32 protein-coding genes are annotated in these 26,054 nt (G+C 64.4%); 16 read left to right on the top strand and 16 right to left on the bottom strand.

What is annotated here, in order from left to right; genetic code table 11:
* Positions 1-9 precede the first annotated feature (9 nt).
* Positions 10-654 (bottom strand): TetR/AcrR family transcriptional regulator, encoded by a 645-nt coding sequence (locus tag BM374_RS19075; protein WP_092294786.1) that lies wholly within the window; start codon positions 652-654, stop codon positions 10-12.
* 93 nt (positions 655-747) lie between these two features.
* On the opposite strand from BM374_RS19075, the gene BM374_RS19070 reads away from it, so the two are divergent.
* Both BM374_RS19070 and BM374_RS19065 read left to right on the top strand, forming a co-directional pair.
* Entirely contained in the window at positions 748-1,413 is a 666-nt protein-coding gene (locus tag BM374_RS19070) for an O-methyltransferase (RefSeq protein WP_092294784.1), read from the top strand.
* Positions 1,414-1,589: 176 nt separating this feature from the next.
* The gene (locus BM374_RS19065; RefSeq protein ID WP_092294782.1) at positions 1,590-1,934 is read left to right on the top strand and encodes a DMT family transporter; all 345 of its coding nucleotides are present in this window, start codon (positions 1,590-1,592) and stop codon (positions 1,932-1,934) included.
* A 38-nt stretch (positions 1,935-1,972) separates the two neighbouring features.
* On the opposite strand, the gene BM374_RS19060 is transcribed toward BM374_RS19065, so the two are convergent.
* The 5 genes from BM374_RS19060 to BM374_RS19045 all read right to left on the bottom strand — a co-directional run bounded on the left by BM374_RS19060 (position 1,973) and on the right by BM374_RS19045 (position 6,245).
* Positions 1,973-2,305 carry a hypothetical protein gene (locus tag BM374_RS19060; protein ID WP_092294780.1) on the bottom strand — a complete coding sequence of 111 codons (333 nt, stop codon included), beginning with the start codon at positions 2,303-2,305 and terminating at the stop codon, positions 1,973-1,975.
* 70 nt (positions 2,306-2,375) lie between these two features.
* On the bottom strand, positions 2,376-2,555 hold the full coding sequence (locus tag BM374_RS37955; RefSeq protein ID WP_143270216.1) for a hypothetical protein: 180 nt from the start codon (positions 2,553-2,555) through the stop codon (positions 2,376-2,378).
* Positions 2,556-2,765: 210 nt separating this feature from the next.
* The gene (locus BM374_RS19055; RefSeq protein WP_177248397.1) at positions 2,766-3,044 is read right to left on the bottom strand and encodes a hypothetical protein; all 279 of its coding nucleotides are present in this window, start codon (positions 3,042-3,044) and stop codon (positions 2,766-2,768) included.
* A 167-nt stretch (positions 3,045-3,211) separates the two neighbouring features.
* The gene (locus tag BM374_RS19050; RefSeq protein WP_092295050.1) at positions 3,212-4,192 is read right to left on the bottom strand and encodes an SH3 domain-containing protein; all 981 of its coding nucleotides are present in this window, start codon (positions 4,190-4,192) and stop codon (positions 3,212-3,214) included.
* A gap of 139 nt (positions 4,193-4,331) precedes the next feature.
* A complete protein-coding gene (locus tag BM374_RS19045; RefSeq protein ID WP_177248396.1) occupies positions 4,332-6,245 on the bottom strand; it encodes an FAD-binding monooxygenase in 1,914 nt (637 codons plus the stop codon).
* Between the two features lie 104 nt (positions 6,246-6,349).
* Between BM374_RS19045 and BM374_RS19040 the strand changes: the two genes are divergently transcribed.
* Complete coding sequence (locus tag BM374_RS19040) at positions 6,350-6,814, top strand: MarR family winged helix-turn-helix transcriptional regulator (protein ID WP_092295047.1); 465 nt, start codon at positions 6,350-6,352, stop codon at positions 6,812-6,814.
* 142 nt (positions 6,815-6,956) lie between these two features.
* Positions 6,957-7,388: a COG4315 family predicted lipoprotein gene (locus BM374_RS19035; RefSeq protein WP_092294774.1), complete on the top strand. Its 432-nt coding sequence runs from the start codon at positions 6,957-6,959 to the stop codon at positions 7,386-7,388.
* Between the two features lie 103 nt (positions 7,389-7,491).
* Here the strand turns inward: BM374_RS19035 and BM374_RS19030 are convergent, their stop codons facing one another.
* Positions 7,492-8,148: a L,D-transpeptidase gene (locus tag BM374_RS19030; RefSeq protein WP_092295045.1), complete on the bottom strand. Its 657-nt coding sequence runs from the start codon at positions 8,146-8,148 to the stop codon at positions 7,492-7,494.
* A 281-nt stretch (positions 8,149-8,429) separates the two neighbouring features.
* Between BM374_RS19030 and BM374_RS19025 the strand changes: the two genes are divergently transcribed.
* Both BM374_RS19025 and BM374_RS19020 read left to right on the top strand, forming a co-directional pair.
* Positions 8,430-9,482, top strand: a complete 1,053-nt coding sequence (locus BM374_RS19025) for a hypothetical protein (RefSeq protein WP_092294772.1) — start codon at positions 8,430-8,432, stop codon at positions 9,480-9,482.
* Positions 9,483-9,849: 367 nt separating this feature from the next.
* Positions 9,850-10,080 carry a DUF6894 family protein gene (locus tag BM374_RS19020; RefSeq protein ID WP_092294770.1) on the top strand — a complete coding sequence of 77 codons (231 nt, stop codon included), beginning with the start codon at positions 9,850-9,852 and terminating at the stop codon, positions 10,078-10,080.
* Here BM374_RS19020 and BM374_RS19015 read toward each other — a convergent pair.
* Complete coding sequence (locus tag BM374_RS19015) at positions 10,077-10,871, bottom strand: SDR family NAD(P)-dependent oxidoreductase (protein WP_092294768.1); 795 nt, start codon at positions 10,869-10,871, stop codon at positions 10,077-10,079. The genes BM374_RS19020 and BM374_RS19015 overlap by 4 nt on opposite strands.
* Before the next feature lie 128 nt (positions 10,872-10,999).
* On the opposite strand from BM374_RS19015, the gene BM374_RS19010 reads away from it, so the two are divergent.
* Positions 11,000-11,392, top strand: coding sequence for a hypothetical protein (locus tag BM374_RS19010; RefSeq protein ID WP_092294766.1), 393 nt, complete (start codon positions 11,000-11,002; stop codon positions 11,390-11,392).
* 100 nt (positions 11,393-11,492) lie between these two features.
* Positions 11,493-11,744 carry a hypothetical protein gene (locus tag BM374_RS19005; protein ID WP_092294764.1) on the top strand — a complete coding sequence of 84 codons (252 nt, stop codon included), beginning with the start codon at positions 11,493-11,495 and terminating at the stop codon, positions 11,742-11,744.
* A gap of 18 nt (positions 11,745-11,762) precedes the next feature.
* Here BM374_RS19005 and BM374_RS19000 read toward each other — a convergent pair whose 3' ends face one another.
* The 5 genes from BM374_RS19000 to BM374_RS18980 form a co-directional block, all read right to left on the bottom strand.
* Positions 11,763-11,948 carry a hypothetical protein gene (locus tag BM374_RS19000; RefSeq protein ID WP_092294762.1) on the bottom strand — a complete coding sequence of 62 codons (186 nt, stop codon included), beginning with the start codon at positions 11,946-11,948 and terminating at the stop codon, positions 11,763-11,765.
* Positions 11,949-12,119: 171 nt separating this feature from the next.
* The gene (gene minE / locus BM374_RS18995; RefSeq protein ID WP_063683855.1) at positions 12,120-12,401 is read right to left on the bottom strand and encodes a cell division topological specificity factor MinE; all 282 of its coding nucleotides are present in this window, start codon (positions 12,399-12,401) and stop codon (positions 12,120-12,122) included.
* Positions 12,398-13,213: a septum site-determining protein MinD gene (gene minD / locus BM374_RS18990; RefSeq protein ID WP_092294760.1), complete on the bottom strand. Its 816-nt coding sequence runs from the start codon at positions 13,211-13,213 to the stop codon at positions 12,398-12,400. Before minD ends, minE begins: the two co-directional genes overlap by 4 nt.
* Positions 13,214-13,233: 20 nt before the next feature.
* Positions 13,234-13,932: a septum site-determining protein MinC gene (gene minC, locus BM374_RS18985; protein ID WP_092294758.1), complete on the bottom strand. Its 699-nt coding sequence runs from the start codon at positions 13,930-13,932 to the stop codon at positions 13,234-13,236.
* A 277-nt stretch (positions 13,933-14,209) separates the two neighbouring features.
* A complete protein-coding gene (locus BM374_RS18980; protein ID WP_177248395.1) occupies positions 14,210-15,214 on the bottom strand; it encodes an ABC transporter substrate-binding protein in 1,005 nt (334 codons plus the stop codon).
* Between the two features lie 100 nt (positions 15,215-15,314).
* On the opposite strand from BM374_RS18980, the gene BM374_RS18975 reads away from it, so the two are divergent.
* From BM374_RS18975 to BM374_RS18950, 6 genes are all read left to right on the top strand, one after another.
* Complete coding sequence (locus BM374_RS18975; RefSeq protein WP_092295043.1) at positions 15,315-15,962, top strand: TetR/AcrR family transcriptional regulator; 648 nt, start codon at positions 15,315-15,317, stop codon at positions 15,960-15,962.
* Positions 15,963-16,043: 81 nt separating this feature from the next.
* Entirely contained in the window at positions 16,044-16,814 is a 771-nt protein-coding gene (locus tag BM374_RS18970; protein ID WP_092294754.1) for an ABC transporter permease, read from the top strand.
* A 14-nt stretch (positions 16,815-16,828) separates the two neighbouring features.
* Entirely contained in the window at positions 16,829-17,866 is a 1,038-nt protein-coding gene (locus BM374_RS18965) for an NAD-dependent epimerase/dehydratase family protein (protein ID WP_092294751.1), read from the top strand.
* Complete coding sequence (locus BM374_RS18960) at positions 17,853-18,674, top strand: GNAT family N-acetyltransferase (RefSeq protein WP_092294748.1); 822 nt, start codon at positions 17,853-17,855, stop codon at positions 18,672-18,674. The genes BM374_RS18965 and BM374_RS18960 overlap by 14 nt, the downstream gene beginning before the upstream one ends.
* Before the next feature lie 6 nt (positions 18,675-18,680).
* Positions 18,681-19,736, top strand: a complete 1,056-nt coding sequence (locus BM374_RS18955) for a dihydrodipicolinate synthase family protein (protein ID WP_092294746.1) — start codon at positions 18,681-18,683, stop codon at positions 19,734-19,736.
* On the top strand, positions 19,724-20,506 hold the full coding sequence (locus BM374_RS18950) for an ABC transporter ATP-binding protein (protein ID WP_092294744.1): 783 nt from the start codon (positions 19,724-19,726) through the stop codon (positions 20,504-20,506). The genes BM374_RS18955 and BM374_RS18950 overlap by 13 nt, the downstream gene beginning before the upstream one ends.
* Positions 20,507-20,637: 131 nt before the next feature.
* Here the strand turns inward: BM374_RS18950 and BM374_RS18945 are convergent, their stop codons facing one another.
* The 3 genes from BM374_RS18945 to BM374_RS18935 all read right to left on the bottom strand — a co-directional run bounded on the left by BM374_RS18945 (position 20,638) and on the right by BM374_RS18935 (position 23,245).
* Entirely contained in the window at positions 20,638-21,729 is a 1,092-nt protein-coding gene (locus BM374_RS18945; RefSeq protein WP_092294742.1) for a TRAP transporter substrate-binding protein, read from the bottom strand.
* A 215-nt stretch (positions 21,730-21,944) separates the two neighbouring features.
* Complete coding sequence (locus tag BM374_RS18940; RefSeq protein WP_092294739.1) at positions 21,945-22,202, bottom strand: hypothetical protein; 258 nt, start codon at positions 22,200-22,202, stop codon at positions 21,945-21,947.
* 80 nt (positions 22,203-22,282) lie between these two features.
* Positions 22,283-23,245, bottom strand: a complete 963-nt coding sequence (locus tag BM374_RS18935; RefSeq protein WP_244552636.1) for a DUF2778 domain-containing protein — start codon at positions 23,243-23,245, stop codon at positions 22,283-22,285.
* A gap of 189 nt (positions 23,246-23,434) precedes the next feature.
* Between BM374_RS18935 and BM374_RS18930 the strand changes: the two genes are divergently transcribed.
* Both BM374_RS18930 and BM374_RS18925 read left to right on the top strand, forming a co-directional pair.
* Positions 23,435-23,875 (top strand): DUF1810 domain-containing protein, encoded by a 441-nt coding sequence (locus BM374_RS18930; RefSeq protein ID WP_092294735.1) that lies wholly within the window; start codon positions 23,435-23,437, stop codon positions 23,873-23,875.
* A gap of 96 nt (positions 23,876-23,971) precedes the next feature.
* Positions 23,972-26,053 carry a methyl-accepting chemotaxis protein gene (locus tag BM374_RS18925; RefSeq protein ID WP_092294733.1) on the top strand — a complete coding sequence of 694 codons (2,082 nt, stop codon included), beginning with the start codon at positions 23,972-23,974 and terminating at the stop codon, positions 26,051-26,053.
* Position 26,054: the final 1 nt, after the last annotated feature.

Here is a 26,054-nt window from a genome sequence, read left to right as displayed (position 1 = left end):
ATGCAGATGTCAGCAACGACGTCCGCGGCGAGCCAGCTCATCGAGATAGGCACAGAACATGTCGGCCAGTCCGTCGGCCTGACGCATGATCTCCGCCTCGGTGCGCGGCGTCTCGGAGAACCGTTTTGCCACCGCGGCCAACGTCGTCTTGATCAGCTCGCCGGCAAGCTCGCGTGTCGCTTTCGGGGCCTCCGGCAGTGCCTCGCCCATGAAAACCGCGATGACGCCCTCGCCGGCGGCCCGCGCCGCCTGCGCCTCGGGCGCGTCGCGATAGAGCGGCGCGGCGTCGTTGAGCGCGCCACGGATCGCAGCTTCCTCACATTCGGAGCGAACGAAAGCGTGGACCAGCGCGCGCAGCCGCGCCCGTGGTGGCTTCGTGCGATCCGCGAGAATGCCACGCAGAAGCTCGCTCGTGCTGCGCCACTCGTCGCTCTGCAGGCGGAACAGGATCGCCGCCTTGTTCGGAAAATATTGGTAGAGCGACCCGACGCTCACCCCGGCTCGCTCCGCCACGCGCCCGGTGGTGAAGCGCTGCGCGCCCTCCTTCGCCAGGACCTGAACAGCAGCATCCAGAATGGCGGCCACCAGCTCGTTGGAGCGGGCCTGCTGTGGCTGTTTTCGTGAGGAAACCGAACGACTTCGACGATCGGCCATGCAGCGCCCGCGGGAATGCGAATAGGAAATGCGACGAATTAGTCGTATTTCAGCTCGCGCGCAAGCACGCGCCCTGAACTCTGGAGACGCCCTATGACCACCCCAACAATCACAACGCTTGCGCCGCTGCTGGATCGCCTGTTCGACCAGGCCGAAGCAGCAGATGGCGCGATGCAGGCTGCCGTCGTCGATTTGAGCGAGACTGACCGCACGCGGATGATGCGAAGCAAAACCGATTACCGAGAACTTTACGCACGCCTGAAGGACGTGCCGCTCGCGGTCTCGCGCGAGACCGGTCAGTTGCTTTACATGCTGACGCGCTGCTCGCGCGCGAAGGCGATCGTAGAGTTCGGCACCTCGTTCGGCATATCGACGCTGCACCTGGCCGCAGGCCTGCGCGACAATGGCGGCGGTCGCCTGATCACCAGCGAGTTCGAGCCGGCCAAGGCGGCGCGAGCGCGCGCAAACCTCTCGACTGGCGGGCTGATCGATCTCGTCGAGATCCGCGAAGGCGATGCGCTGAGGACGCTGAGCACCGATCTGCCCGATCAGATTGACCTCGTGCTGCTCGACGGCGCCAAGGCGCTCTACCCTGATATCCTAGATCTGGTCGAGGACCGCTTGAGGCCCGGCGCGATCATCGTCGCCGACAATGCGGATTTCAGCCCCGATTACCTCGCGCGCGTCCGCAATCCCGGCAGCGGCTACATGTCTACGCCCTTCGCCGAGGACATCGAGCTTTCCGTCCGGATCAATTAGGGCCGCAACGAACGGCTCGCGACCCTTCGCAGCCGCCGCGCGATTTCTCGCGTGGCGGCTTCATCGTTCTCCCCTGTCGCAGCGTCGTCACTCGGACGTGATAGCCGGCAAGGCCATGTCGCGTGCTGAGTCCACGAACCGCGCGGATTCTTTCGCGCGCCACGCTCGAGAGCTCCATGCAGTCTGCTTTCACCTCCTATGCCGCGCTTGCCCTTGCCATCGTGTTCGAGGTGACGGCGTCCGCCTTCCTGCAGCAATCCGCGCAGTTCACCCGGCCATGGCCGACGCTGATGATGGTGCTGCTCTACGGCGCCTCGTTCTATGCGCTGTCGGTCGCGATCCGGGTCATCCCGCTGAGCGTCGCCTATGCGATCTGGGGCGGGGTGGGCATCATCCTGACCGCCACCGTCTCCTTCGTGCTGTTCCGCCAGATGCTGGACGCCGCCGCCTTCGTCGGCATCGCCCTGATCGTGTCAGGCGTCGTGATCATCAACCTGTTCTCGCAGACGACGGCGCATTGATATCGGCGAGCATCGGATCGCAACGCCGGCGCGGCCGGCTACTGACCTTGCACTGGCTTCGGCGGATGCGGCTTCGATCTGGATGATTTTGCGCCAGACTTCGCCGGAGCACTTGGCGGCGGCGTATCGACCGACACCAGATAGTCGGCGAGCGCCTTGGCCGTGTCCGGGCCGGCCGAATAATGGTCCTGGAGAAACCAGGACAGCGTCAGGCTGTAGCGCCCCTTCGCCAGTCCTCGCGGGCTGCGATGGCAGGTGGCGCAGCCATCCGCGAAGAGCCTTTCGGGCGACTTGCCGGCGTCAAGATTTTGCGCGAACGCGAGCGGCGATGTCAGCACGACGTCCGCTGCGGCAATGGTCCCAAGAATCATGAGAGGCGCGACAACTTCGCGCCCCCGTCGAATTAACGATCTCACTATTGTCCCCAAGCCCGTCTTGCGATCACGCCGCCAACAACTGATCGAACTCCGGCGGCGCATAGGCCTTGCCGTCGTGATCGGTGATGACGACCCGCCAGCCTTCGCTGGCCCAAACCCTTGCCTTCGCCACGATGAGCAACCGGCTCTCGCGGGCAAAACTGTACTTCTCATTGTCGCGTTCTGCGACCATTTTATAGGCCAATTCGCATCCCCGGCGTTGCCCCGCCCCCCTCTCCTCGTGGCAGCGGGCTTTGGCGGCAATTCGCCGGGAGCGTGGCAATTTGGTGCAGACCGCGGCAGCATTGTGCTGCGGACCAATTCCAGCCTTGCCAATGCGTTTACAGTCCCTGTGCAACGGCCGGGCTCCGGCCCATCGCCGCCGCGACGGAACCGATAGCGCTTGGGGATCTGCTCAGTGGACGCGGATCACATGTGGCCGGCCGAGATCGATCAGACCCTGCACGGCCGACAGGCGGTCGTCGAGAGCGGCAATGGTGAGCAACAAATTGTTGCGACGCTCATCGAGCATACCCATCTCGGCGCCGGAGAGTTTTTTGCTCGTCCGCTCCTTGTGGATGCCCTCGAGAGACTTGCGCAATCCAGCAATCAGGCTGGACAGCTGCTTGGCCTCTTTGGTCATCGACCGCTTCGCAACATTTTGGCGGCGCGTCTCCGCCTGGCTCTGTCTCATCTTCATCCTCCCGTGCCCCGCTGCCCCGAGTGGATACTTACATCTTTGGGTAGACATCTTACGATGGATGAAATCTGCCAGCGAAGAACCTTCTTAAATTGTACGCGCACGGAACCCGGGCGACGCCAAAAAGAAAGCCCGGCACGAAGGCCGGGCTTTCCAGATGGCTAGTGCTTCTCGTGACCGCCGCCGGGCGCCCCGCCACCATGCGGGCCGGCGTTGATGTGCGGAGCGCCGCCACCGCCGCCAGCCGGATGCGGCATCGCAGGTGCAGCCGCGCGCGGTGCGGGCATCTGCGCATGCGCATTCATCGGCGCACCATGGCTGACGTTCGGCTGAGCCATATGCGGCATCGCGGGCCGGGCCGCCGGCGCGGCGGACATGCGTGGCGCTTCATGCGCCCGTGCCATCGGCTGCGCGTGTACCGCGGCCCGGGCCGCGGTCGGCTCGTGCATCATGCGCGCCTGTGCGTCACGGGGATTGCGCCCCTGCACAGTGGCGCGCTCATGCGCGATGCGCTCACCTGGCCGGGCTCCCGCCCGGTCGGTTGTCACTGCGGCGTCACGCTTTGTGATGGCCGCGTCGCGCCGCGAAGTCGCAGCATCTCGCCCGGAGATCGCGGCGGCACCGGTGACATTGGCCTTGCCATGGATGCCTTCGCGGTCGAGCGCAAGCGCAGCGTCACGCGTGGCCGCACGACCGATCCGGGCGGCGCGCGGATCGATCGTCAACCGCGTTGCGAAGCGTTCGTGGGACGTCCAGTAGCTATTCCAGTAAGCATGGCGACGATACCAGGGACGTCCCTCATAATAGCTCGACCAGTACGAGCTCAGTACGAAGGGAACGACCGGCACGTCGATCTCATCGACATAGTCGGGCAGATAGACGTAGTGGTTGCGATAGAGATATTCGAGATATTGCGACGACACCCAGCCGCGATCATCGGAGAAGCTCACATCGCACCAGGCATCGCCGCGAAGGCAGCCATGGATGTTGACGCGAGCGCCTTCGGGGATTCGATCGACCAGCGGGAAGCCCGGCCCCGGCCCGGCGCGCAGACCGGTCGAGACGGTGACGATACCCGGTGCGGCCAATGCGGCCGTCGGGGTGAGCAGCAACGCTGCAACTAAAGCGGTTTTCAGTCTCATGGCGAAGTCCTCCTTTGGGAGGCGGAACGCGCGAGCGGAATAAAGCGTTCCGCTCACGATCACTGCTTCAGCCTAAAGATTGAAAAGGACGCCGCGCGCGGTTCAATATTCATCCGCCATTCATCGGCGGAGCAAAGTCTCACTTCATCCGTAACATGAAGCCGTCGAAATAGGCTGCCAGCGCCGCAAAATCCTTGAGCGGCAGCACCTGCGCGACATATTGATCCGGCCGCACCACGACCATGCAGCCGACCTTCCGATCGATGCCGCGCATCGTGAAAACGTCTTGGCCGCTCCTCGGGTCCGGGCAGAACATCTTTTCGTAATCGAGCAGGCCGTAGCGGCCTTTGCTGGGGAGCAGCATACGCGGCATCTCCTCGATCGCGAGCTCACGATGATCCTGCTGAAACACCGCCCGAAGATCGATGACACTATCGATGTCGGAGCTTCGAGGCGTGTATCGCAGGATCGGCGATTCCCTGGCTTCGCCGAGGAAATTGCACAAGGCACGAATGGCGGAGCTCGATGCCGCGGGATTCTCGGCAGGCGAAAACGCGTAGATGCGGAAACGGCCATCGGCGGTCCCCGCATGGCCAAGATGCACCGGCTTGGCATCTCCAAACCGGATCACCGGCGCGGAGTGAAAGCGCTTGCCGATGACGAATCCTGGCGCGAGATGCTGATGCGCGGTCAGGACCGACGGTGCGTAATGCGTCGCGGTGCCCGCGGTGTAGCGGCCGTGCCTGACGAAATAATCCTGCGTCTTCGCCGCGTCGGCGCCGCCGGCCTTGGCCGCGGAGGCCAGGATGCCGGCCCATTCGCGGTCGAAGTCGATCAGCTCCTTTGCCACAGCCTGCCGCTCCGCCGAATAGGAATGCAGCAGGCTCGGCGCACATTGCTTCCGCAGCACGGCAGCGAGCTTCCAGCCGAGATTGAACGCGTCCTGCATCGAGACGTTCATTCCCTGCCCGGCCTTCGGGCTGTGCGTATGGCAGGCATCGCCTGCGATGAAGATGCGCGGCTGCCGCGTTGCGATCTCGGCTTCCGGCACGTCGTCGAACTTGTCGGTCAGGCGCTGGCCGATCTCGTAGACGGACCACCAGGCGATCTCCTTCACCTCGAGCGTATGCGGCTTCAGGATCCGCTGCGCTTTCGCAATCACGTCGTCGGCCGTGATGTTGCGGTTGGCGACGCGCTCGCCGACGTCGAGCTTGGCCAGCTCGACATAGATGCGGACCATGTAGCCGCCTTCGCGCGGAATGATGAGAAGGCTGCCGTCCTTCGCCGACTGGATCAGCGTCTTGAAGCGGATATCGGGAAAGTCGGTCACCGCCAGCACATCCATCACGCCCCAGGCGTGGTTGGCGGAATCGCCCTGCAACTCGCGGCCGATCGACTTGCGCACCGTGCTGCGCGCGCCGTCGCAACCGACGACGTAGCGCGCCTTGATGGTCTCGACCTTGCCCTCATCGGCGCCATCGACGCGTTCGAGGCGCGCGGTCACGGCGTGATCGGCGGGACTTGCGGCCGTATCGATCTGGAGGTCGAGCAGGCGCCTTCCATAATAGGGCTCGAGCTTGGCAGGTGATTTACGCATGAGGTCGAGAAAGCTGTCATGAACGCGCGCCTGGTTGAGAATGACGTGCGGAAATTCCGATAGGCCATCCTCGACGTCCTGCACCCGGCCGCTGCGGACGATTTTCTCGGGCGTCCGCTCGTCCGGCTTCCAGAACGTCGTCTCGTTGACCCAGTAGGCTTCCTTCAACACGCGCTCGCTGAAGCCAAAGGCGTGGAACATCTCCATCGTACGACAGGCGATGCCGTCGGCCTGGCCGACCAGGAGCCGGCCCGGCTTCTGGTCGACGATGCAGGTCTTGATGTCGCCGAATTGCGCGAGCTGGGCGGCCAGTGTCAAACCGGCGGGGCCGCAGCCGACGATGAGGACATCGACCTCCTCGTCCATTGCGCCCAAAGCACCGGGGGCCGGAATGCGCTCGGCGGGATCGGCAATTTCAGGGTCGCCCGGCTGGAATCCATTGAGATGGAATTGCATGAGCACCTCTCCCGTTGACGCCTTGTCTGATATTGCTCAGTATGCTGACTATCAGCATACTTGTCAATAATCAGGCCACCGTCCCCATCGCCAAGGAGAATTCGGTGAAAGACAACAACGACATGCCCGGCCATCTGGCGCGGCGCTTCCAGCAGATCGCAGTCGCCGTGTTTCTGGCCGAGGTCGGCGAAGCCGGCTTTGATCTCACCCCGGTGCAATACGCAGCGCTTGCGACCATCAAGGCCAATCCGGGGCTCGACCAGGTGACGCTTGCAGGCCTGATCGCCTATGACCGCACCACCATCACCGGCGTGATCGATCGTCTGGTGCAGAAGGGTCTCATCGAGCGCCGTGCCAGTCCGCGCGACCGGCGCGCCCGAGAGCTCGAGATCACCGACGAGGGCCGCCGCACGCTGCGCAAGATCACGCCGGCGGTCGAGTCCGCCCAGCGCATCATGCTGCGAGGCCTCAATGCCAGGGAGGGCGAGGAATTGATGCGGCTGCTCCGCAAAGCCATCGCGGCCGGCAATGAGCTCAGCCGCGCCCCGCTGCGCCAGACGGAGGCTTAGAGCGCCCCCTCAACAAGCCAGACTCCATATTTCTACGGTGTTTTGTCGTAGACCTGCGAAACCTGGAACTAACTTTCGACTGGTACGGTCGGCAACATTCTGCGCTTAACGCGCCGTTAACATTGCCGGTCGGGAGTTTCGAATGTTCAGGTTCACCATCGCGGTCGCGGCCATCGCGCTCTCGACCGTTCCTGTCCTCGCCAACGGCCACGGCGGCGACGCCCCTCCTCCACCCAAGCCCGAGGCGACGACCGCACCGGCGAAGGTGGTCCTGACCAAGCAAGGTCCCAAGCTGGTCGATCTCAAGGGCATGACGCTCTACACTTACGAGCGCGACACCAACGGCAAGAGCTCGAATTGCAACGGCAAATGCACCGAAAGCTGGGTCCCGCTGGCCGCGACCGCCGATGCCAAGGCCGTTGGCGACTTCACCGTGATCAGCCGCAACGACGGCAGCAAGATGTGGGCGTACCGCTATCGGCCGCTCTACACCTCACCGGCCGACAAGGCGCCGGGCGATGCCAACGGCAACGCCACGACCCTGCAATGGCGCGTCGCGCGGCCTGAAAACTAAGGCGAGAACGGCGCGCGTCTGTCAGCACCCGATGGACCCGTGAGCTTGGCTTGGGCTGCGGGTTGGCCGAGGCAAACACGAGCTTCAGCGCCCGCCGAGGGCTTCACCCGCGCCAGCTCGGTCCCGCCTCGACTTGCGCGCTCTGCCCAGGCGGCAGGACCACGACGGTGGCGTTGAGCTTCACCCGGTCGAACAGATCGATGACGTCCTCATTGCGCATCCTGATGCAACCCGACGAGATCGCCTGGCCGATATATTCCGGCTGGTTGGTGCCGTGGATGCGGTAGAGCGTGTCCTTGTCACCGACATAGAGATAGATGCCGCGTGCCCCCAGCGGATTGGCGGGTCCACCGGGCACGCGCGCCGGATAGGGCCCGAGCCGCGCCTGGATTTCGGCGGTCGGCACCCAATCCGGCCATTCCGCCATGCGGCCGACGCGCGCGACGCCCGAAAAGGCCATCGCCTCCTCGCCGACCGCAACGCCGTAGCGGATCGCCTTGCCCTCGGGCAGCACGTAATAGAGATAGCGCGCGTCAGTATCGACCAGAATCGTGCCCGGCAGCTCCTTGCGCGGATAGTCCACGATATGACGGAGGTATTGCTCAGGCACATTCGCCTGGGCGTAAGGCACATGCGCGAGCAACTGGCGATCGCGCGGCGTCATGCTCGCGTCGGTCGACGGCGACAATGTCGCCTGCATGCAACCGCCGAGCGTCAGCGAGGCGGCAACAACAAAAAGTGCGAATGAAACTCTTGGCACCACCGGCCCCCCGATAGCGGATAGCAGCGCTCCCAGCACCGCGAGATGCTGCCCAAATCGTGCTGAAAACAAGGCAGCGCGGAACACGTGCCCGTGTTCGGCCGATCCGGTTCCATCACCACATCTGGCCAAGACGGTCGCAGTCTCTCCATCGCCTCGCCTTGCTTTGGTCAAACCCGGCTGGACTCGTGCGCCATCGGCCAACCGCACCAGACTTGGATGGGCCATTCAATCGATCGACTCGCGCCAATGCGAACGACCAACGCTTCAGGGGAGCTGCGATGCTCGCGACGTTGAACAGCCGGCAAATCGTCGATGAGATCGTGAAGGACACGGTCAAGGACAACGACCCGCACGACGCTATCCAGATTTCGCCCGAGGTGATCAGGGCTTCGCGCGCAAGCAGCGAGGCGCCAACGCTTGCCCCGGAGTTCACGGCGCGGCCGGAGCCGAAATTCGCACCGGAGCCCAAATTTGCACCGGAGCCGAGAACTCATTCCGAGCCGAAGTTAAGTCCGGTCGCAGAGCCGCAATCAGCCGCGCCCTCGGTCGACACCGCAGTGCGCGTGACCGCGAGCGATAACCGCAGCCGACCCAAGCGATCGGCCGCCGGCAAGTGGCTGCGTGGCGCTTTCGTCACCTTCCTGTTTGCGGGCGGCAGCGCCGCCGCCACGATTGCGTGGGAGAAGCACGGCGACACGGCGAAGCAGATGTTCGCCGAATGGACACCGGTCCTGGCCTCGCTGCTGCCTTCCACGTCACAGAGAGCGCCGGTCGCAGCCGCGCAGGTCACGCCGCCTGCAGCGGAGGATCAGACCGCCGATCAAACTGCAACGCCTCAAACCACAACGCCGCCCGCAGCGCCGGTTGCCGCAGCGCCGGTTGCCGCAGCGCCTGCCGCACCGACAGCAACACAAACCGACGCCGCGCCTGCGGTGGAATCGATGACGCGCGACATCGCCGCCATGGCGCAGCAGATCGAGCAGCTCAAGACGAACATTGCCGAGTTGAAGGCCGGTCAGGAGCAGATGATCCGCGAGATGGCAAAGCAGCCGGCGCCAAGGCCGGTCGCTGAGGCGCGACCACCGGTCAATCCGCCTGCGCGCGCGTCTGCGCTGTCGCCGCGCGCTCCGGCGCCGATGCCGCCGGTTCGCAAACCGAAGCCGGTCGCGTCGCACACCTACATGCCGGCCTATTCGCCGCCGCCGCTCGCACCTCCGCCGCCACCTTCGCAAGCCACTGCGGTCCCGCCGCCAGCGCCACCGGTTGCGACGACGCAAACTGTTGCCGACGATGATGGACCTGTCGTGCGTCCGCCGATGCCTGTGCACTAGAGGTGCATCAAGCGAGAACGCAGGCTGTCCGACTCGATGTGTTCCGTTGAGTCCGTGCAACTACGGTGATGCGCAATCAGCGCAAAGAGAAAAGGCCGTCGGGATCTATGCCGCCGGCCTTCTCTTGCAGCTGCCGGTTCCCGGAGCCCGGTTCTGCTGCAATTCCATGCCTTATCATCAGGCCGATATGTTTAATTAAATCTTAAAGCATATTTCGGCTGCACATCATTTCTGCGCCATAAGCACAGAGATTGCGCGGTCCGTTCATCGGATAGAGATCGACTCAGTGGTACGATGCATCATGTCTTGAAGGCTTCCATTGAAGGCTTCGTTCGAGACTTTGGGTCGTCACACCGGGGGAAATCGGATGCCTTATTACTCCTTCGATCTCGTGGTTGGTGAAGAGTTCAAGAACCAGGGCGGAATCATCCTCGAGGATATCGAGGTGGCCTCCGATCGCGCCGTCCAATTGGCCAGCGAGCTGTCGCAGGTGAAACCTGAGTTGCAGCGGAAAGGTTGCGCCGTGCGCGTCACCGATCGCGACTGCAACGAGGTCTATCGGACGCCGCTCGATCCCGTGCCGGCCTGGCAGCGCTAGTCCAGCGATTCTTCAAGCGCCGGGGCTTCGAACCAGTTCGTCAGCGACAATCCGCCGTCGACGACGAAGGCCGCGCCCGTGACGTAACCTGAGAGCTTGTTCGACAGCACGGTCAGCGCGACAGGCACGAGGTCGTTTGCCTCGCCGAGACGTCCGAGCGGAATGTGTCTCGCCAGCGAAGCATCCGCTATGAAACCGCCGGCCGCAATTGCACCCGGCACCAGCGCATTGACGCGGATGCCGTGACGACCGAAGGTCTTGGCGAGCTCCTTCACCAGCATCGCCATCCCGGCCTTGGCCGTCGAATAATGCGGCAGATTGCGCGGCGTGCCCGCATGCAGCGAGGTGAGAAACAGGAACGAGCCTGATCGCTTCGCCGCGATCAGGCGCTTTGCGATCTCGCGCGCCAGATGAAAGCCGGCATCGAGATTGACGGCATGCATCTCCTGCCAAGTCTTGCGATCGACCGCGAGCGCGTGATCGGCCTCGCGCCGCGGTGGAGAGGCGCTGTGCACGAAATGCGTGACCTCGCCCAGCTCGGCATTGGCGGCCGCAAGCAATTCGTCGCAGCCATCGAGCCCGGCGAGATCGCCGACCCAGGGCAGCGCCAAGTCAGGCGTCTTGCTCGCCGCGACGGCCGCCCCGACCCGCTCGGCACTCACATCGGCAAACAGGGTCCGAACGCCCTCCCCGACCAGGCCCAGCGCGATGGCGCGGCCGATGCCATTGCCGGCACCGGTGACGAGCGCCCTGTCGCGCGCGGGATCGAATGGCATGCTGAACAGGCTCATGTCGCCCTCCCGACCAGTCGCGGCTCAACTTGGCGCGCCCTAAGAACGGGCGACAATCCGCGCCCGGCAACCATTGCAGAGCGGCCTGCCGGACGCTAGCCTTCCAAAAAATCGAGGAGGACCCAAGGATGCGCTACCCCTTTCTGATGGCAGGCCTGTTGCTGATCGCAGCTCCCGCCCAAGCGGCTGACGACCACACACGCTCGACCTATGTGACGATCGTCTTGCAAGCCTTTGCCGCCAAGGTCCAATGCCCGAACACGGACGTCGCCTATCAGGATCTGGTCCAGAGGGCGCAGCAGATGCAGCTTCCCGACGGCACGACCGAGCAGGTGCGCAAGGCGATTGCCTGGATGCACACCGGCGGCAAGATGGGCGAGAAGCAGGCCGACGACGTCATGGCTGAGGTCGCGGTCGCGACCCAGATGACCGATCTCGACCAGCGCCGACTCGGCATGAGCAATTGGTGCGAAAAGCAGAAGACCAGTCTCGCTGGCCTCATCCGCAGCAAGGGCGGCTAACCGGTTTTCCGGACATTAAGGCTGCCGCGTCGGGACCCTCGCCGTGACCAATATTCGTCACAATCCTCGCCAGCATGCGGCCTCTTTGAAGGAGAACCCCATGCGGAATGCCCATCTTGTTTTCGCCGGTGCTCTCGCGCTCAGCGCCGTGCTGACCGCCCCGGCCATGGCGAGGAATAATAACGCCCAGAAGGCCGAGGATAAATCCCCCTCGTCGTCATCCTGCAGTGCCTATCAGCAGGGCCCGGACGGCTCGTGGGAGCAACTCCCCTGCAAGGAGACCGGGGAACGCACGCAGCCGCAGACGCAGCACCGGGCTCCGGTTCAGGGAACCGATCATGAGGAGCGCTAGCGCGTCCGCCGGCGCGCCTTAGCTATGGGCTGGCCCGCGCATGATCTTCATGGCGTCAGCGATGTGGCGCCACTCCTTGGCCTCATCCGCCTCGCCGCGGCCCTCGCAGAGTTGAGCCTGCTCGGCGGCCTTCGCAATTGCAGCGAAACCATGCTGTTCCAGCATCTGCCGGGCGACAGTGTGAACCTGGACCTCGGACATCATGGGCGCTCTCCGGTTTGACGATCCCGCGGCGCATCGCCCGCGCGGGGGTGTCTCACAACGACTGAACCCCAGGCCTCGTTCCGTTGCATTCATGTCAACGCGCAAAGGCGGCCCGCTATGCCCAGCGAACCGCCTTTCACCCACCCCAAACCAAATTCGTCGGCCGCGTCCCTACGCGACCGCCGCCTTCTTGCGCTCGAAGTCGTTGGGGACCTCGATATCGACCTCCAGGGTCGAGACTTCGTCGCCGCGTTCGAGCCGGACGATGACCTTGGTCGGATCCAGCGTGACGTGCTTGGAGACGACCGCGAGAATTTCCTCACGCAGCACCCCGAGCAGATCGGGCTGGCCGCGCATCCCACGTTCATGGGCCAGCAGGATCTGCAGCCGTTCGCGCGCGACCGGTGCAGTGGCTTTGTTGCCGCGGAGAAGCCGAAGCAGACCCATGCTCATGCAGCCCTCCGTCGCAGCAGACGATCCATGAAGCCCTTGCGTTCGGTCGGCACCTGCATCGGCACGGTGTCGCCGCACAGCCGCCGCGCCGCGTCGATATAGGCCCGGGCGGGTGCGCCTTCGGCGTTCGACAGCGTCACCGGCGTGCCGACGTTGGAAGCCTTCAGCACGTCCTGGCTCTCGGGAATGATTCCGAGCAAAGGCGTTGCGAGGATTTCGAGGATGTCGTCGATGGTCAGCATCTCGCCGCGCGCGGCGCGCGAGGGATCGTAGCGGGTGATGAGAATGTGCTTCTCGACGCGCTCGCCCTTCTCGGCCCGCACGGTCTTGGAATCCAGCATACCGATGATTCGGTCGGAATCGCGTACCGAGGAGACTTCCGGGTTGGTGACGATCACGGCTTCATCCGCGAAGCGCATCGCCATCGAGGCGCCGCGCTCGATACCGGCCGGGCTGTCGCAGATCACCCAGTCGAACCGGCTGCGCAGGTCGGCGATGACCTTGCCCACGCCCTCTTCCGTCAGAGCGTCCTTGTCGCGGGTTTGCGAGGCCGGCAACAGCCAGAGGTTCTCCAGGCGCTTGTCCTTGATCAGCGCCTGCGGGAGTTTCGCGACGCCCTGCACCACGTTGATGAGGTCGAAAACCACGCGGCGTTCGGCACCCATCACGAGGTCGAGGTTGCGCAGGCCGACGTCGAAATCGACGACGACGACCTTCTCGCCGCGTTGCGCCAGCGCGGCTCCCAGTGCGGCGGTTGTCGTGGTCTTGCCGACCCCGCCCTTGCCTGATGTCACGACCAGTACCTTGGCCATCTCAAATATCTCCCTTCTGGTCAGTTCAGCGCTGTAATTCGCATGGTGTTGCCCTGCAGCCAGGCCTGGGCCGGCCGGCCGCGAAGAGCGGCGTCGATGTCGTCGGCAGTCTGATAAAACCCATCGATTGCAAGCAGTTCGGCCTCGATCTTCTGACAATAGATGCGCGCGCTCGTGTGACCGTTCACGCCCGCCATGGCGCGGCCGCGGAGTGCGCCGTAGATGTGAATGGAGCCGCCGGCCACGACCTCGGCACCGGAGCCGACCGAGCCCAAAATGGTGACGTCGCCGTCAGGGAAGATCACGGTCTGACCGGAGCGCACAGGACTCTCGAGCAGCAGCGAGGTTGGCTTGGCTTCGGCCTTCGCCTCGGATTTCTTGGGAGCACTCTGCTCGACCACGCAGCTCCGCCCGCCCGAGAGCAGCGGCGGCATCGACGGCGTCAGCCGCGCCTCCTCCACTCCCTCGATCCCGAGCACGCGAATGTTTCGATCCTGCAAGCTGGTGAGCAGATGGCCGATGCCGGCCTGGCTGAGATCGACCGAGGACAGGTCGATCACCACGGGCCGACCGGCAAAGAAGCCAGGCGACCGCGCAATGGTGGCGTCGATTTCCAGGAGCCAGTCCTGGATCGGAACCGTCGGCACGAACACGAAGGCCACATAGGAGCGTCCGCGCAGTCGCACCATCTGGCGTTGAGGTTTGGCTAGGGCCTCCATGGCGGCCGACTCGTTCCCGTTATTGAATGGTTAACGATGCCGCCGATATGGTTAACGGCCGGTTAATTCTCCGTGGGGTTACGTGGGTGGGGTGGCGGGCAGCGCTCGCGTGTCCCGGACGCGCTGCAACGCGCAAGCATTGCTGCGCGGTGCAGGGACCCAGAAGGCAACACGATACAGTACCGCAACATGGGCCCCCGGCCCTGCAGCGCACCGTCGAAGGGACGCTACGCTGCGTCCGGGACACAAGTGGAGCATAAGGCGAGGAACGAGCCCCCTACTTCTTCACCTTGCTCGCATCCATCTTGATGGAGGGATCCAGCATCTTCGTCGTGAACGCCGTCGTCACGTCGAACGGCTTCTCCATGCCGAGGTAGGTCTGGACGAGCTCATAGTCCTTCATCATCCGCTCGCCGTCGATCCAGCCGAGCGCCTTCGTCGTCGTGAACTCGTCCGTCATCAAAACCTTGATGCGCTCCCACTGGCGCTGCTGGTTCTCCTTGTCGAGGCCGGAGACCTGGTCGAGCAGCGCCTTCAGGCAGGGCGTGACGTCGGCGACGCAGGCCGCAAAGGCCTTCTGCGTCACGCGCACGAATTCCTCGACCAGCTTCGGGTTCTTCCGCAAATAGGCGCCGTTGACGATCAACGAATTGCCGTAAGGGTTGAGGCCGATGTCCTTCCAGTTGACGTAACCGAGATCGGAGCCGAACTCGATCACCTTGAGATCGTGCTCGTTGTAGAAGTCGCTGATGATGTCGACGGTGTGGCTCTTCAGTGCGGCGATCTTCGCGGTCGGCCCGACATTGACGAAGCCGACGGAGTCGGGCGCGAGACCCGCCGCTTTCGCAAATGCCGGCCACATTACGCGCGAGGCGTCGCCCGGCGGGTTGCCGATCTTGTGGCCGGCAAAATCCTTCACGCCGTTCAGGCCGTAGCTCTTCAGCCAGTAGAACGTTTGCCCGGTGTTGGCGTAGACGCTCATCACAGCCACCGCGTCGGCGCCCTTGCCCTTCGCCACCAGCATGGTGGCGAGATCGGCGACGCCGAACGGCGAGCCGCCGGAGCCCACCTTGGCCGCGGAGACGCCTGAGCCTTTGCCGGTCTCGATCGTGAGGTCGATGCCGGCCTTATCGTACCAGCCCTGCGCCTTGGCATAATAATAGGGCGAGTGGTCGGCCGTCGGCGTCCAGTTCAAGATCAGGTTGACCGCCTCGCCCGCACTCGCCGGGGCCGCCGATACACCGAGCATCAGGGCTACAAAAGCCGCCTGCAAATGCTTCATCGCATCTCTCCTCGATCCCGCGCCCCGGCTTGTCGCTCTTCTCATGTGAGGCTACCAATGCAACAAGCCCGCCCTCAACTTGTCAACTGTTTGGTTGGAAATGCCGGCAAAACGATCAGGCGACACCGCGCCGCAGCGGCGTGACCCCGTCGCCACCCGCAAGAAGCTGCTCACCGCGGCGCGCCTCGAGTTTGCCCGGCACGGTTTTGCGGGCGCCCGCGTCGACGAGATCGCCGAGCGCGCCGGCGTCAACAAGCAGCTGGTCTATCACTATTTCGGCGACAAGGACGCGCTCTACCTCGCCGTGCTCGAATGGGTCTACGAAGACATCCGCGAGCAGGAGCGCAGGCTCAATCTCGAGGGCCTGGCGCCGGAAAAGGCGATCCGCCGGCTGATCGAAGCCTCGTTCGATCATTTGGCGACGAACCCCGATTTTATCGTGCTTTTGAACGACGAGAACCGCGGCGGTGCCCGCCACGTCCGCGGCTCGACGCGGCTGGAGGCCATGCATTCGCCGCTGGTCAAGAGCGTCTCCCACATCCTTCACGAAGGCGTGCGCTCGGGCCTGTTCCGCAAGGGGATCGACCCCGTCCAGCTCTACATCTCCATCGCGGGCCTCAGCTATTTCTTTTTCTCCAACACGCCGACGCTGTCGGCAATCTTCGGCAAAGACCTGTCGAGCCGCACCGCGCGTCGCGCCCGCCGCCGGCATGTCGTCGATCTGGTGCTGCAGTCGCTCCGGCCGTAATCAACCGATTGGTTGAAACTTGGCGGAAGGCCGGTTAGGCTTGCCGCCGAGGCAGGGGAGCCGCGGCAACGAGGAGCACCGGTGGCAGTTCGCGGAGCAAATCCGGCGCGCAGCTTTGCGATCGTCCTGATCGTGCACCTCGCCGTGCTCATGCTCTGGCAGGTCCTGGTCGATGCCTTCCACGTGCCGAAATTCATCCTGCCCTCGCCGCTCGCGACGGTGCAGACGCTGGGAACCGCAAGCTACGCCTGGGGCGCCAACACGCTGGTGACGGGAATCGAGATCCTCGGTGGCTTCGCGCTCGGCGCGGTCGTCGGCATCGCCCTCGCCGTGGTCTTCAGCTGGGCGCCGCTCATCAGCCTCGTGCTGCTGCCGCTGTTCGTGACGCTGAACATGATCCCGAAAGTCGCGCTCGGACCGCTGTTCATCGTCTGGTTCTCCTACGGCATCGTGCCGAACATCCTGATCGCCTTCAGCATCTGCTTCTTCCCGATCCTGCTCACCACCGCACGAGGCCTGCGCGAGGTCGAGCCCGATCTGCTCGATCTCGTCAAATCGTTGCGCGGCTCGCGCTGGACGCTGTTCCGAAAGATCCAGCTGCCGGGGTCGCTGCCCTACATCTTCTCCGGCATGAAGGTCGGCGCCATTCTCGCGGTGGCCGGCGCCATCGTCGGCGAGTTCATCGCCTCCGAACGCGGGCTCGGTTACCTCATGATCCAGGTGCAATCCTCGCTCGACACGCCCGCGATGGTGATGGCCGTCGTGCTGCTGACCCTGCTCGGCGTCGCTCTCTACGGCCTGGTGCTCGCCCTCGAACACATGTTCGTCGTGGGCGATGCCAGGCAAACCTGACCAAGGACCAATCGATGCTCCTCACCCGCCACACGCTGCCGAAAACGATCCCCGACATCGCTGCCCTCGACGATCTCCTCTGCCGGCCGACGCAAGCGTTGATCGACGATCTCGACAAGGTCGAGGGCGACATCATGATCCTCGGCGTCGCCGGCAAGATGGGCCCGACGCTGGCAGGCCTTGCGAAAGCGGCCGCCCCAGAACGACGCGTCATTGGGGTCGCCCGCTTCACTGATGCAAGCGTCAAGCACTGGCTGCAAGCGCGTGGCATCGAGACCATCAATTGCGACCTGCTGGATGAAGCCGCGATCGATGCGCTGCCGAAAGCGCCGAACATCGTCTTCATGGCCGGCCGCAAGTTCGGCGCCGAAGGCGATCTGTCGCTGACCTGGGCGATGAACGCGCATGTGCCGGCGCTGGTCGCGCAGGCCTTCGCATCGTCGCGGATCGTGGCGTTCTCGACCGGCTGCGTCTACCCGTTCGTCGCGGTCGAGGGCGCAGGTTCGACCGAGGAGATGGCGCCGAACCCGCCCGGCGAATATGCTCAGTCCTGCGTGGGGCGCGAGCGCATGTTCGAGTATTTCTCGCGCAAGTTCGGAACGCCGGGCCGGCTGTTCCGGCTCAACTACGCCATCGACATGCGTTACGGCGTGCTTCACGACATCGCGACAAAGGTGCTCGCGGGTGCGCCGATCGACGTCAGCCTCGGCCATGTCAATTTCATCTGGCAAGGTGATGCCTCCGCCCAGGCACTGCGCTGCCTGGCGCATTGCACCGCGCCGACTTCGCCGATCAATGTCAGCGGCCACGAGATTTTGGCCGTTCGCGATCTCGCACAAGAGTTCGGCGCCCGCTTCGGCCGCGCGCCAGTACTGACAGGCAAGGAAGAGCCGACGGCGTGGCTGACGGATACCTCGCAAGCCGTGAAGCTATTCGGCATGCCCGTGGTGGACACCGAACAGCTGATCGCCTGGACCGCCGACTGGGTCTCCCGCGCGATGCCGAGCCTCGGCAAGCCGACCAAATACGAGGTGCGCGATGGCCGCTACTGACGGGCTTGCCGTGATCAAGCTCGGCCCCGAAGATGCGATGGCGGGGCTCGTGCTGTCGACGGAAGCACGCTGGAACCAGACCGAAGAGGATTGGCGCATCTTCCTGCGCGACGGCGTCGTCTTCGGCATCCGCACCGGCGTGCTGCTGGTCGCAACCGCCGCCCTGCTGCCCTACTCCGGCAACAACGCCTGGATCAGCATGGTGCTGGTGACATCAAGCCACCGCCGGCGCGGCCTCGCGACCCGCCTCGTCGATGCCTGCCTGGAGACGGCACGCAAGAACGGCCTGACCTGCTGGCTCGACGCGACGCCCGCCGGCGTCGCCGTCTATGGCCCGCTCGGATTCACGCCGACGCTGCAATTGCGTCGGCTGAAGCTGGCGAAGTCCGCGCGGGCCGAAGCGCCACCACCTTTCTCCGCGAGCATCGATGCGCTTCGCGCGCGCGACCGGCGGGCCACCGGGTTCGATCGCACCGCCCTGCTCTCAGCTTTCGCTCAGCGCTCCGGCTCGCGCATCGTCTCCGCGAACGGGGCCATTGCGCTGGTTCGCGATGGCCGGACCGCCCGTCACGTCGGCCCGTTATTCGCCGACAATGCCTCGGCAGCGCTGGCCCTGGTCGATGCGATCGTACGCTCCGAGACCGGTCCTCTTCTGCTCGACGCGGTCGCGCCGCAGGAAGCCTTCCTCGAAGGATTGACCACATCTGGCTGGACCATCGAGCGCCCGTTCCAGCGGATGCGGTTCGGCCCCGCCACGGCAGCGAGCGAGGAATTGCCATTCGCCGTCGCCGGCCCTGAATTCGGATAGGACACCATGCACCACAGCCAGATCGACAGCGACATCCGCAAGCTGATTGCCGAGGGCACCGTGCTGCCGGCGCATCCGCTCGCGCTCACCGCCGAGCGGCAGCTCGACAAGACCCATCAGCGCGCACTAACGCGCTATTACATCGACGCCGGCTCCGGCGGCCTTGCCATCGGGGTCCACACAACGCAGTTCGCGATCCGCGACATCGGTCTCTATCGTCCCGTGCTGGAGCTTGCAGCCGAGACGGCGTCAAGCTGGACCCGGCGCCCGCTCGCGATGGTCGCGGGCCTCGCCGGCCCGACCCGGCAGGCAACCGCCGAAGCCCGCACCGCGCGCGATATCGGCTATCACGCCGGCCTGCTCAGCCTCGCCGGGATGAAGAGCGCCACCGAAGACGAGATCATCGCGCATTGCATGGCTGTCGCCGCCGAGATCCCACTTGTCGGCTTCTACCTGCAGCCTGCCGTCGGCGGCGTCATCCTGTCGAGCGGCTTCTGGCAGCGCTTTGCCGCGATCGACAATGTGATCGCAATCAAGATCGCGCCGTTCAACCGCTATCGCACGCTCGACGTGCTGCGCGGCGTCGCGGCGGCGGGCGCGCTCGACCGGGTCGCGCTCTACACCGGCAATGACGATCACATCCTGCTCGACCTGATGCTGCCGTTTGACCTTCGCGACAAGGGCGTCACCACGCGCACCTATTTCAAAGGCGGCCTGCTCGGCCACTGGTCGGTCTGGACGGCGAGCGCCGTCAAGCAGTTCGAGCGCTGCAAGGCGGCGCGGCACAAGGACAGCGTGCCGGCCGATCTGCTCGCGCTCGATGCCCGCGTCACCGATTGCAACAGCGCCTTCTTCGACGTCACCAACAATTTCCATGGCTGCATCGCCGGCTGCCACGAAATCCTGCGGCGCCAGGGCTTGATGCAGGGCCTGTGGTGCCTCGATCCGAACGAAGGCCTCAGCCCCGGTCAGAAAGAGGAGATCGACCGCGTCACGCGCGAGCACGCCGACCTCAGCGACGATGCCTTCGTCGCCGCCAATTTGGAAAAATGGCTTTCATGAGCTCGAAGCCCTTCATCAGCCTGCAAGGCGTCCGAAAGGTTTATCGCAGTGGCGGCGCCGAGTTTCTGGCGGTGTCCGACGTCACGATGGACGTCCAGGAAGGTGAGCTGGTCTCGCTGGTCGGCCCGTCCGGCTGCGGCAAGACCACGGTGATGAAGATCCTGGCCGGCCTGCACGGCGCCGACGGCGGCACGGTGACAATCGGCAATGACATAAGTCCGTTCGATCCGAGCCGCGACATCGGCATGGTGTTCCAGCAGGCGCTGCTCTTGAAATGGCGCACCATCCTGGACAACGTGCTGCTGCCCGCCGAGATCGTCGGTCTGCCGATGAAGGCCGCGCGCGAGCGGGCGCGCGATCTGCTCAAACTGGTCGGACTTGCCGGCTATGAGCAGAAATATCCGCGAGAGCTCTCCGGCGGTATGCAGCAGCGCACCGCCATCGCGCGCGCCTTCATCCACGATCCAAAACTGATCCTGATGGATGAGCCGTTCGGCGCGCTGGATGCGCTGACGCGCGAGCAGATGAATCTTGAGATGCTGCGGATCTGGCGCGAGAGCGGCAAGACCATCGTCTTCGTCACGCATTCGATCCAGGAGGCGGTGTTCCTGTCGTCGCACTGCGCGGTGCTGACCGCGGGACCCGCGAAGATGGCCGATTACTTCCCCATCGACCTGCCCTTCCCGCGCGACCTGCCGTTGAAGACGACGGACGCGTTCGGCATCTATGCAAGGCGTATCTATGCGAAGCTGGGGTTAGGGGCGACGTAGGCTGCTCCCTTCGCGTGTCATTCCGGGGCGCGACAAAGTCGCGCGCCCGGAATCCATCAGGCTACAATACGCGCGGTGAAATGGATATCCGAGTTCGCGCCAAGAGACGCGCCCCGGAATGACGACCTCGCTCAGCTCTTGTTGCGCATCTTGCTGAGCAGATAGTTGTCGTAAAAATTCTCCGCGATCTGCGTATAGAACAGCAGCTCCTTCATATACGCATCGTGGCTTTCCTTGGTGCGCTTGAACAGGTCGCTCTTGGCGGCGAGTTCGTTCAGGTGCTCCTGGGTCGCATTGTAGCAGGCCTCGAGGACCGGCTGCGGGAAGGCTTTCAGCTCCGCGCCGCCTGCGATCAGTCGCTTCAGCGCCGCCGGATTCACGCTGTCATATTTCTCGAGCATCCAGGCGCCGGCCGCCGAGGCCGCCTGGTTGACGATCGCCTGGTAGTGCTTCGGCAAGCTCGCCCACTTCTCGTCATTGACGATCATGTGCAGCATGGCGCCGCCCTCCCACCAGCCGGGGAAATAGTAATATTTGGCGACTTTCTGGAAGCCGAGCTTCTCGTCGTCATAGGGGCCGACGAACTCGACTGCGTCGATCGTGCCCTTCTCCAGCGCCGGATAGATGTCGCCACCCGCGATCTGCTGCGGGACGACGCCGAGCCGCGCCAGCACATGGCCGCCCATGCCGGCTATACGGAATTTGAGGCCCTTGAGATCGTCGACCGTCTTGATCTCCTTGCGGAACCAGCCACCCATCTGGGTACCGGAATTACCGCAGAGAATGGCGTGCGCCTTGAACGGCTTCAGCGCCTCGTTGGCGAGGTCGGCGCCGCCACCAAAGTACCACCAGGATTCCTGGTGCCGATGATTCATTCCGAACGGAGCACCGGTTGCGTAGGCCAGTGCCGGCTCCTTGCCGATGTAGAAATAGAGGGGCGTCTGCGCCATCTCGACGGTGGCGACGCTGACGGCATCGAGTGCCTGGAGACCGGGAACGATCTCGCCCGCCGCAAAGGTCTGGATCTGGAATTTGTTGTCGGTGGCTTCGGCAACATATTTCGCAAAGGTCTGCGCCGTGCCGTAGATGGTGTCGAGCGACTTCGGGAAGCTCGAGGTCAGGCGCCATTTGATCTCGGGCGCGCTCTGCGCGATCGCAGGGGCAGCAACCAGCGTCGTCGCGCCGGCAACCGCGCCGCCCCTGAGGAATGTACGGCGTTTCATGATGGGCTCTCTTTCTTGGTGTCGGGCTTGAAACGAGTGGCGCTAGCCACGGTCCTCGCGGACCGTTTGCCCGTTCCCGCCATGCAGTTCAAGCCATGACAAAGGAGGGCCGGGGCTGCCAAACCAGTCAGCCGCGGGGTTGCGGTGACGGAGTGTGGGCTCAGCCCGAAACGCGCCACGACGTCGGTTCGAGCGGTAGCAGGAGAACGCCTGCTTCAGAGCAGCTTCGCACTCACGAACAGCGCCCGCACGGCATTCGTCGCCTGCACCACGAGCATGGCATTGCCGGCAGCGCCCTCCAGCGCGTGCACGGCGTCCTCATGCAGCGAGCGGAATTCCATCCACTCGACCGATTTGAAGTTGGTGAGGAATTGATAGGCCTGGCCGACGGTTGCGATCGCCAGCGTGTCACCGTTCAGCTTGATCTTGAACGTCGTGCGCAGCGGGGTCTCGGAGCTTGCTGGATCACTCATGGGCTGCTTCTGAACGACAACGGCTTAACGAAGGGAAAACGGCAGCCCTGCCGCAGCAGGCAAACGTCAGACATCGAAGATCAGGAATTGGTGCTGTTACTGACGCGCTGCGAGGCAGTCGCCGCTTCGCCCAGGCTTCGCACCACGACCAGGCGGTTGAACTCGCCATTGTCGTAAGCCTTGAGGAAGCGATCATAGTCCTTGATCGAGACACAGCCGTTGGAATCGCCGCGCGGTCCGAGCATATAGGTGTGCGTGAGCAGGCCGACGCGGCCGAGCGCGCTGGTGCCGTCAGTCGGCGTCATGCGCAACGCGCGAACACCGTGGAACAGCTTTTCGCGCGGCTTGAGGTCGTAGGTCGCAGGCGGAGTCGCGCCGACCATACGCTGGTCGACATGATCGGGATCGTCCATCAGCGCGCCCATACCCGAATGGGCCTCGATCGCGACGCCGCTCGGCAAATAGAGCGCCTTGGCCTTGATGTCATAAACCGCCGTCTTCGAATCGTAACCGAGCGCGGCGAGATCCGGGGCCCTGCCGAGCAGACCGTCGCCGGGCGTCAACGAGGCCAACCTGATCTTGTCGGTGAACTTTTCGAAGAAGTTGCGATTGTCGACCTTGGGATTGGTGTCAGCATAGGCCTGGCTGGAAGCGATCTGCGCGGAGAAATCCGCTTGGACCGGTCGCGAGCGCGGCATCGGGACGGCATCGGCGCGCTGCGTGGGCTTGGCCTCTTCGGCCGCGGGCTTGTTGTTGTCGTCTTCGGTCAGGATCGAGCGCCAGTCGTCGCCCTGGAGTTTTTGGGCGAGCATCGCCTTGGCATCGCGAAGCTTGAGCTGCACCGCATTCAAAGCGGAGCGCTCCATCGTCCGCAAGCCAAGGTCGCGGGCGGGCGGGTTGCCCGACAGCGAGGCGAAACGGTCTTCGAACGAGGGAGCATTGGCCGGCGGCAGTGCGGCCGACACCAGCGGGGTCGAGTCGCCGATGTCCACGACCCATGCGGCGGCGCCCAGCGCCAGCGCGATGGCGGCCATAGACAGCAGTATTGTCTCGGCTCGCCCAACACGGCGGCGCGACAATAGCCTCTCGGCGCTTGCGCGGTCGGAAACCATCAGATCCCCAAATCGACCCCCGGGGGACCCAACCCCCACCCGGAGACTCTATACCAGCTACCACATTGGGAGCCAAAAGTTAGGCATAATCGCGGCCGGAAAGCCCGCCTGAGGTATCCCATGACCGATCCTTTCGATCTAAAGCGCTTCGTCAGGGCCCAGGAGCCGGTTTTTCGCGCCGTTTTGGGGGAGCTCGCCGGAGGGCGGAAGCAGACTCACTGGATGTGGTTCGTCTTCCCGCAGGTCGCCGGCCTCGGCTTCAGCGCCATGTCCCAGCGCTACGCCATCGGCTCGCGGGCAGAGGCCAAAGCCTATCTCGCCCACCCGATTCTCGGCCCGCGCCTGATCGAATGCACCGGCCTCGTGCTTGCCGCCGAGGATCGCATTTATGGTTCGTCCCTGGACGCGCCCGACGACGCCAAATTCCGCTCGTCGATGACGCTGTTCGACACGGTGTCCGACGAGCCAATTTTCGGCGAGGCGCTCGCCCGGTATTTCGCTGGCGAGCCCGACGGCGCGACGCTGGAGATTCTCGCTTCTCTCGATCAAGAGGCAAGGTGACCGCGACACCGGCGGCCGCGAGCGTAAACCCGGGATTAATACGCCATCTCTATTTTTGGAGAATATCTTTCTCCCCGCGCCAATGCCGGACAAATCATGAAAATCGGTACGCTCCTGACCACCGCCATTGTCTCGCTCTCGACCGTCGGCGGCGGCCTCGCGGTCTACGTCGCCGTGACGAAATACCAGACGATCGAGCGTGTCACCGAGGCACAGGGGCGGCTCGCGATCGTTCGCGCCGTCAGCGACATTCCGCGCTATCTCAACCCCGAGCGCGGCTTCTCCACCAACATCCTTTACGGACCGGCGACGATCGATCCGGCTCAGCTCGCCGAGCAAGGCAAACTGCGCCAGCAGACCGACGGCGCCCGCGAGAAGATGAATGCGCTGCGCAAGGAGCTGCCCGGCTCGTTCGACGACGGCGTGAACATCGGCAGCAACATCGATGGCATCAATTCGAAATTCACGGCGCTGCGCGAGGCCATCGACAAGGCGATGGCCGGGCCGGCAGAGGCGCGCAAGGACGCGGCCAAGAAGATCGTCGCCGACAACGCCGTGCTCAACGCCGGCGTGACCGCGCTGCTCAACGAGCAGGTTCGTCGCATGGCGATTCTCAATGGCGATGCCTATCGCCAAGCGAGTTATGCCAACATCGCGATGACACTGCGCGACGTCGGCGGCTTCAACTCCAGCCTGCACAAGAATCTCGTCGGGGGCAAAAAGCCGGCAACCGACGCGGAGAAGGCGGACATCAGCCGCTCCCAGGGCCGCAATGACCAGCTCGTCATGTCGCTGCAGGAACTACGCGGCAATCCGACAACGCCCGCGAACGTCGCCGCTGCGCTGGAGAAATTCAACGCAATTTATGTCGAGGAGTTCGGCCGCGAGCTCAAGATGGTCAAGGACGGTGCCGTCAGCGGCAAGTACGAACACGACGTGGAGACCTATTATGCCGCCACGCAGCGCGGCCTCGGTACCATCATCGACGTCCGCGACGCCTTCTACGACAATGCCGAGCAGATCCTCGCCGGCGCCTCTGGCGCCGCGCGCACCAGCTTCACGATCGCACTGGTCGGCCTCCTCGCCGTGCTGGTCGCTAGCGTCGGCCTCATCGTGATGGTCCGCCGTCGCGTCTGCGCCCCGATCGTCAACCTCACGACCCGGATGTCGCGGCTCGCCGAGGGCGACGTTGCCGAGGACATTCCCGGCGCCGAACGCTCCGACGAGATCGGCGCGATGGCCGCAGCCGTTCAGGTCTTCAAGGACAACATGATCCGGGCCGACCGGCTCGCGGCCGAGAAGCAGGCCGAGAACGACGGCAAGATGCGACGTGCCCAGGCACTCGACGAGCTGACTCGTTCATTCGAAGCCAAGATCACCGAGCTTGTCGGCGGGCTGTCACAGGCGTCCGCCACCATGGAGAGCACGGCGCAGTCGATGACCTCGACGGCGGCGCAGACCAACAGCCAGGCCGCAGTCGTCGCGGCCGCCTCCGAGCAGACCTCGACCAACGTTCAGACCGTGGCCAGCGCCACGGAAGAGCTGACCTCCTCGATCGCCGAGATTGGCCGCCAGGTCGCGCAATCGACCGAGATCGCGGCGCGTGCCGTCGACAACGCTCGCCGCACCGGCGACACCGCGCGTACGCTGGCCGAGGGCGCCCAGAAGATCGGCGACGTCGTCACGCTGATCCAGAGCATTGCCGAGCAGACCAATCTCCTCGCACTCAACGCGACGATCGAGGCCGCCCGTGCCGGCGATGCCGGCCGCGGCTTTGCCGTGGTTGCTGCCGAAGTGAAATCGCTGGCCGGCCAGACCGCCAAGGCCACGACGGAAATCTCCGAGCAGATCACCGCAATCCAGACCGCGAGCGACGAGACCGTGGCCGCGATCCGCAACGTCGCCGACGTCATCGGCGAGATCGACCAGATCGGCACCGCGATTGCGGCCGCGATCGAAGAGCAGGGCGCGGCGACCAAGGAGATCGCCCGCAACGTCCAGGAAGCCGCGCGCGGCACCCAGGAGGTCAACACCAACATATCGGGCGTGCAGCGCGCCGCCGACGACACCGGTGCAGCTGCGAGGGAGGTGCTCGGCGCCGCCGAGCAGCTCTCGACCCAGTCGCGCGACCTCGCCGGCCAGTTCGACCGCTTCCTCGGCGAAGTCAGGGCGGCTTAGG

It is taken from the genome of Bradyrhizobium sp. Ghvi, assembly GCF_900115265.1.
Classification (GTDB): domain Bacteria; phylum Pseudomonadota; class Alphaproteobacteria; order Rhizobiales; family Xanthobacteraceae; genus Bradyrhizobium.
The sequence above is the reverse complement of the archived record's forward strand: the minus strand, read 5'-3'. Positions and strand labels throughout refer to the sequence as shown.

Excerpts from the sequence above, each read along its gene's own strand:
- minD (WP_092294760.1), bottom strand. The coding sequence starts at position 13,213 with ATGGCCAAGGTACTGGTCGTGACATCAGGCAAGGGCGGGGTCGGCAAG.
- BM374_RS18925 (WP_092294733.1), top strand. The coding sequence starts at position 23,972 with ATGAAAATCGGTACGCTCCTGACCACCGCCATTGTCTCGCTCTCGACC.
- BM374_RS19050 (WP_092295050.1), bottom strand. The coding sequence starts at position 4,192 with ATGAGACTGAAAACCGCTTTAGTTGCAGCGTTGCTGCTCACCCCGACG.
- BM374_RS19005 (WP_092294764.1), top strand. The coding sequence starts at position 11,493 with ATGCGGAATGCCCATCTTGTTTTCGCCGGTGCTCTCGCGCTCAGCGCC.
- BM374_RS18965 (WP_092294751.1), top strand. The coding sequence starts at position 16,829 with ATGCTCCTCACCCGCCACACGCTGCCGAAAACGATCCCCGACATCGCT.
- BM374_RS19065 (WP_092294782.1), top strand. The coding sequence starts at position 1,590 with ATGCAGTCTGCTTTCACCTCCTATGCCGCGCTTGCCCTTGCCATCGTG.
- BM374_RS19015 (WP_092294768.1), bottom strand. The coding sequence starts at position 10,871 with ATGAGCCTGTTCAGCATGCCATTCGATCCCGCGCGCGACAGGGCGCTC.
- BM374_RS19070 (WP_092294784.1), top strand. The coding sequence starts at position 748 with ATGACCACCCCAACAATCACAACGCTTGCGCCGCTGCTGGATCGCCTG.
- BM374_RS18955 (WP_092294746.1), top strand. The coding sequence starts at position 18,681 with ATGCACCACAGCCAGATCGACAGCGACATCCGCAAGCTGATTGCCGAG.
- BM374_RS18945 (WP_092294742.1), bottom strand. The coding sequence starts at position 21,729 with ATGAAACGCCGTACATTCCTCAGGGGCGGCGCGGTTGCCGGCGCGACG.
- BM374_RS19045 (WP_177248396.1), bottom strand. The coding sequence starts at position 6,245 with ATGCAATTCCATCTCAATGGATTCCAGCCGGGCGACCCTGAAATTGCC.
- BM374_RS19075 (WP_092294786.1), bottom strand. The coding sequence starts at position 654 with ATGGCCGATCGTCGAAGTCGTTCGGTTTCCTCACGAAAACAGCCACAG.
- BM374_RS18950 (WP_092294744.1), top strand. The coding sequence starts at position 19,724 with ATGGCTTTCATGAGCTCGAAGCCCTTCATCAGCCTGCAAGGCGTCCGA.
- BM374_RS19025 (WP_092294772.1), top strand. The coding sequence starts at position 8,430 with ATGCTCGCGACGTTGAACAGCCGGCAAATCGTCGATGAGATCGTGAAG.
- BM374_RS19055 (WP_177248397.1), bottom strand. The coding sequence starts at position 3,044 with ATGAGACAGAGCCAGGCGGAGACGCGCCGCCAAAATGTTGCGAAGCGG.
- BM374_RS18980 (WP_177248395.1), bottom strand. The coding sequence starts at position 15,214 with ATGAAGCATTTGCAGGCGGCTTTTGTAGCCCTGATGCTCGGTGTATCG.
- BM374_RS18930 (WP_092294735.1), top strand. The coding sequence starts at position 23,435 with ATGACCGATCCTTTCGATCTAAAGCGCTTCGTCAGGGCCCAGGAGCCG.
- BM374_RS19000 (WP_092294762.1), bottom strand. The coding sequence starts at position 11,948 with ATGATGTCCGAGGTCCAGGTTCACACTGTCGCCCGGCAGATGCTGGAA.
- BM374_RS19020 (WP_092294770.1), top strand. The coding sequence starts at position 9,850 with ATGCCTTATTACTCCTTCGATCTCGTGGTTGGTGAAGAGTTCAAGAAC.
- BM374_RS18940 (WP_092294739.1), bottom strand. The coding sequence starts at position 22,202 with ATGAGTGATCCAGCAAGCTCCGAGACCCCGCTGCGCACGACGTTCAAG.
- BM374_RS18975 (WP_092295043.1), top strand. The coding sequence starts at position 15,315 with ATGCCGGCAAAACGATCAGGCGACACCGCGCCGCAGCGGCGTGACCCC.
- BM374_RS19060 (WP_092294780.1), bottom strand. The coding sequence starts at position 2,305 with ATGATTCTTGGGACCATTGCCGCAGCGGACGTCGTGCTGACATCGCCG.
- BM374_RS18960 (WP_092294748.1), top strand. The coding sequence starts at position 17,853 with ATGGCCGCTACTGACGGGCTTGCCGTGATCAAGCTCGGCCCCGAAGAT.
- BM374_RS19035 (WP_092294774.1), top strand. The coding sequence starts at position 6,957 with ATGTTCAGGTTCACCATCGCGGTCGCGGCCATCGCGCTCTCGACCGTT.
- minE (WP_063683855.1), bottom strand. The coding sequence starts at position 12,401 with ATGAGCATGGGTCTGCTTCGGCTTCTCCGCGGCAACAAAGCCACTGCA.
- minC (WP_092294758.1), bottom strand. The coding sequence starts at position 13,932 with ATGGAGGCCCTAGCCAAACCTCAACGCCAGATGGTGCGACTGCGCGGA.
- BM374_RS19010 (WP_092294766.1), top strand. The coding sequence starts at position 11,000 with ATGCGCTACCCCTTTCTGATGGCAGGCCTGTTGCTGATCGCAGCTCCC.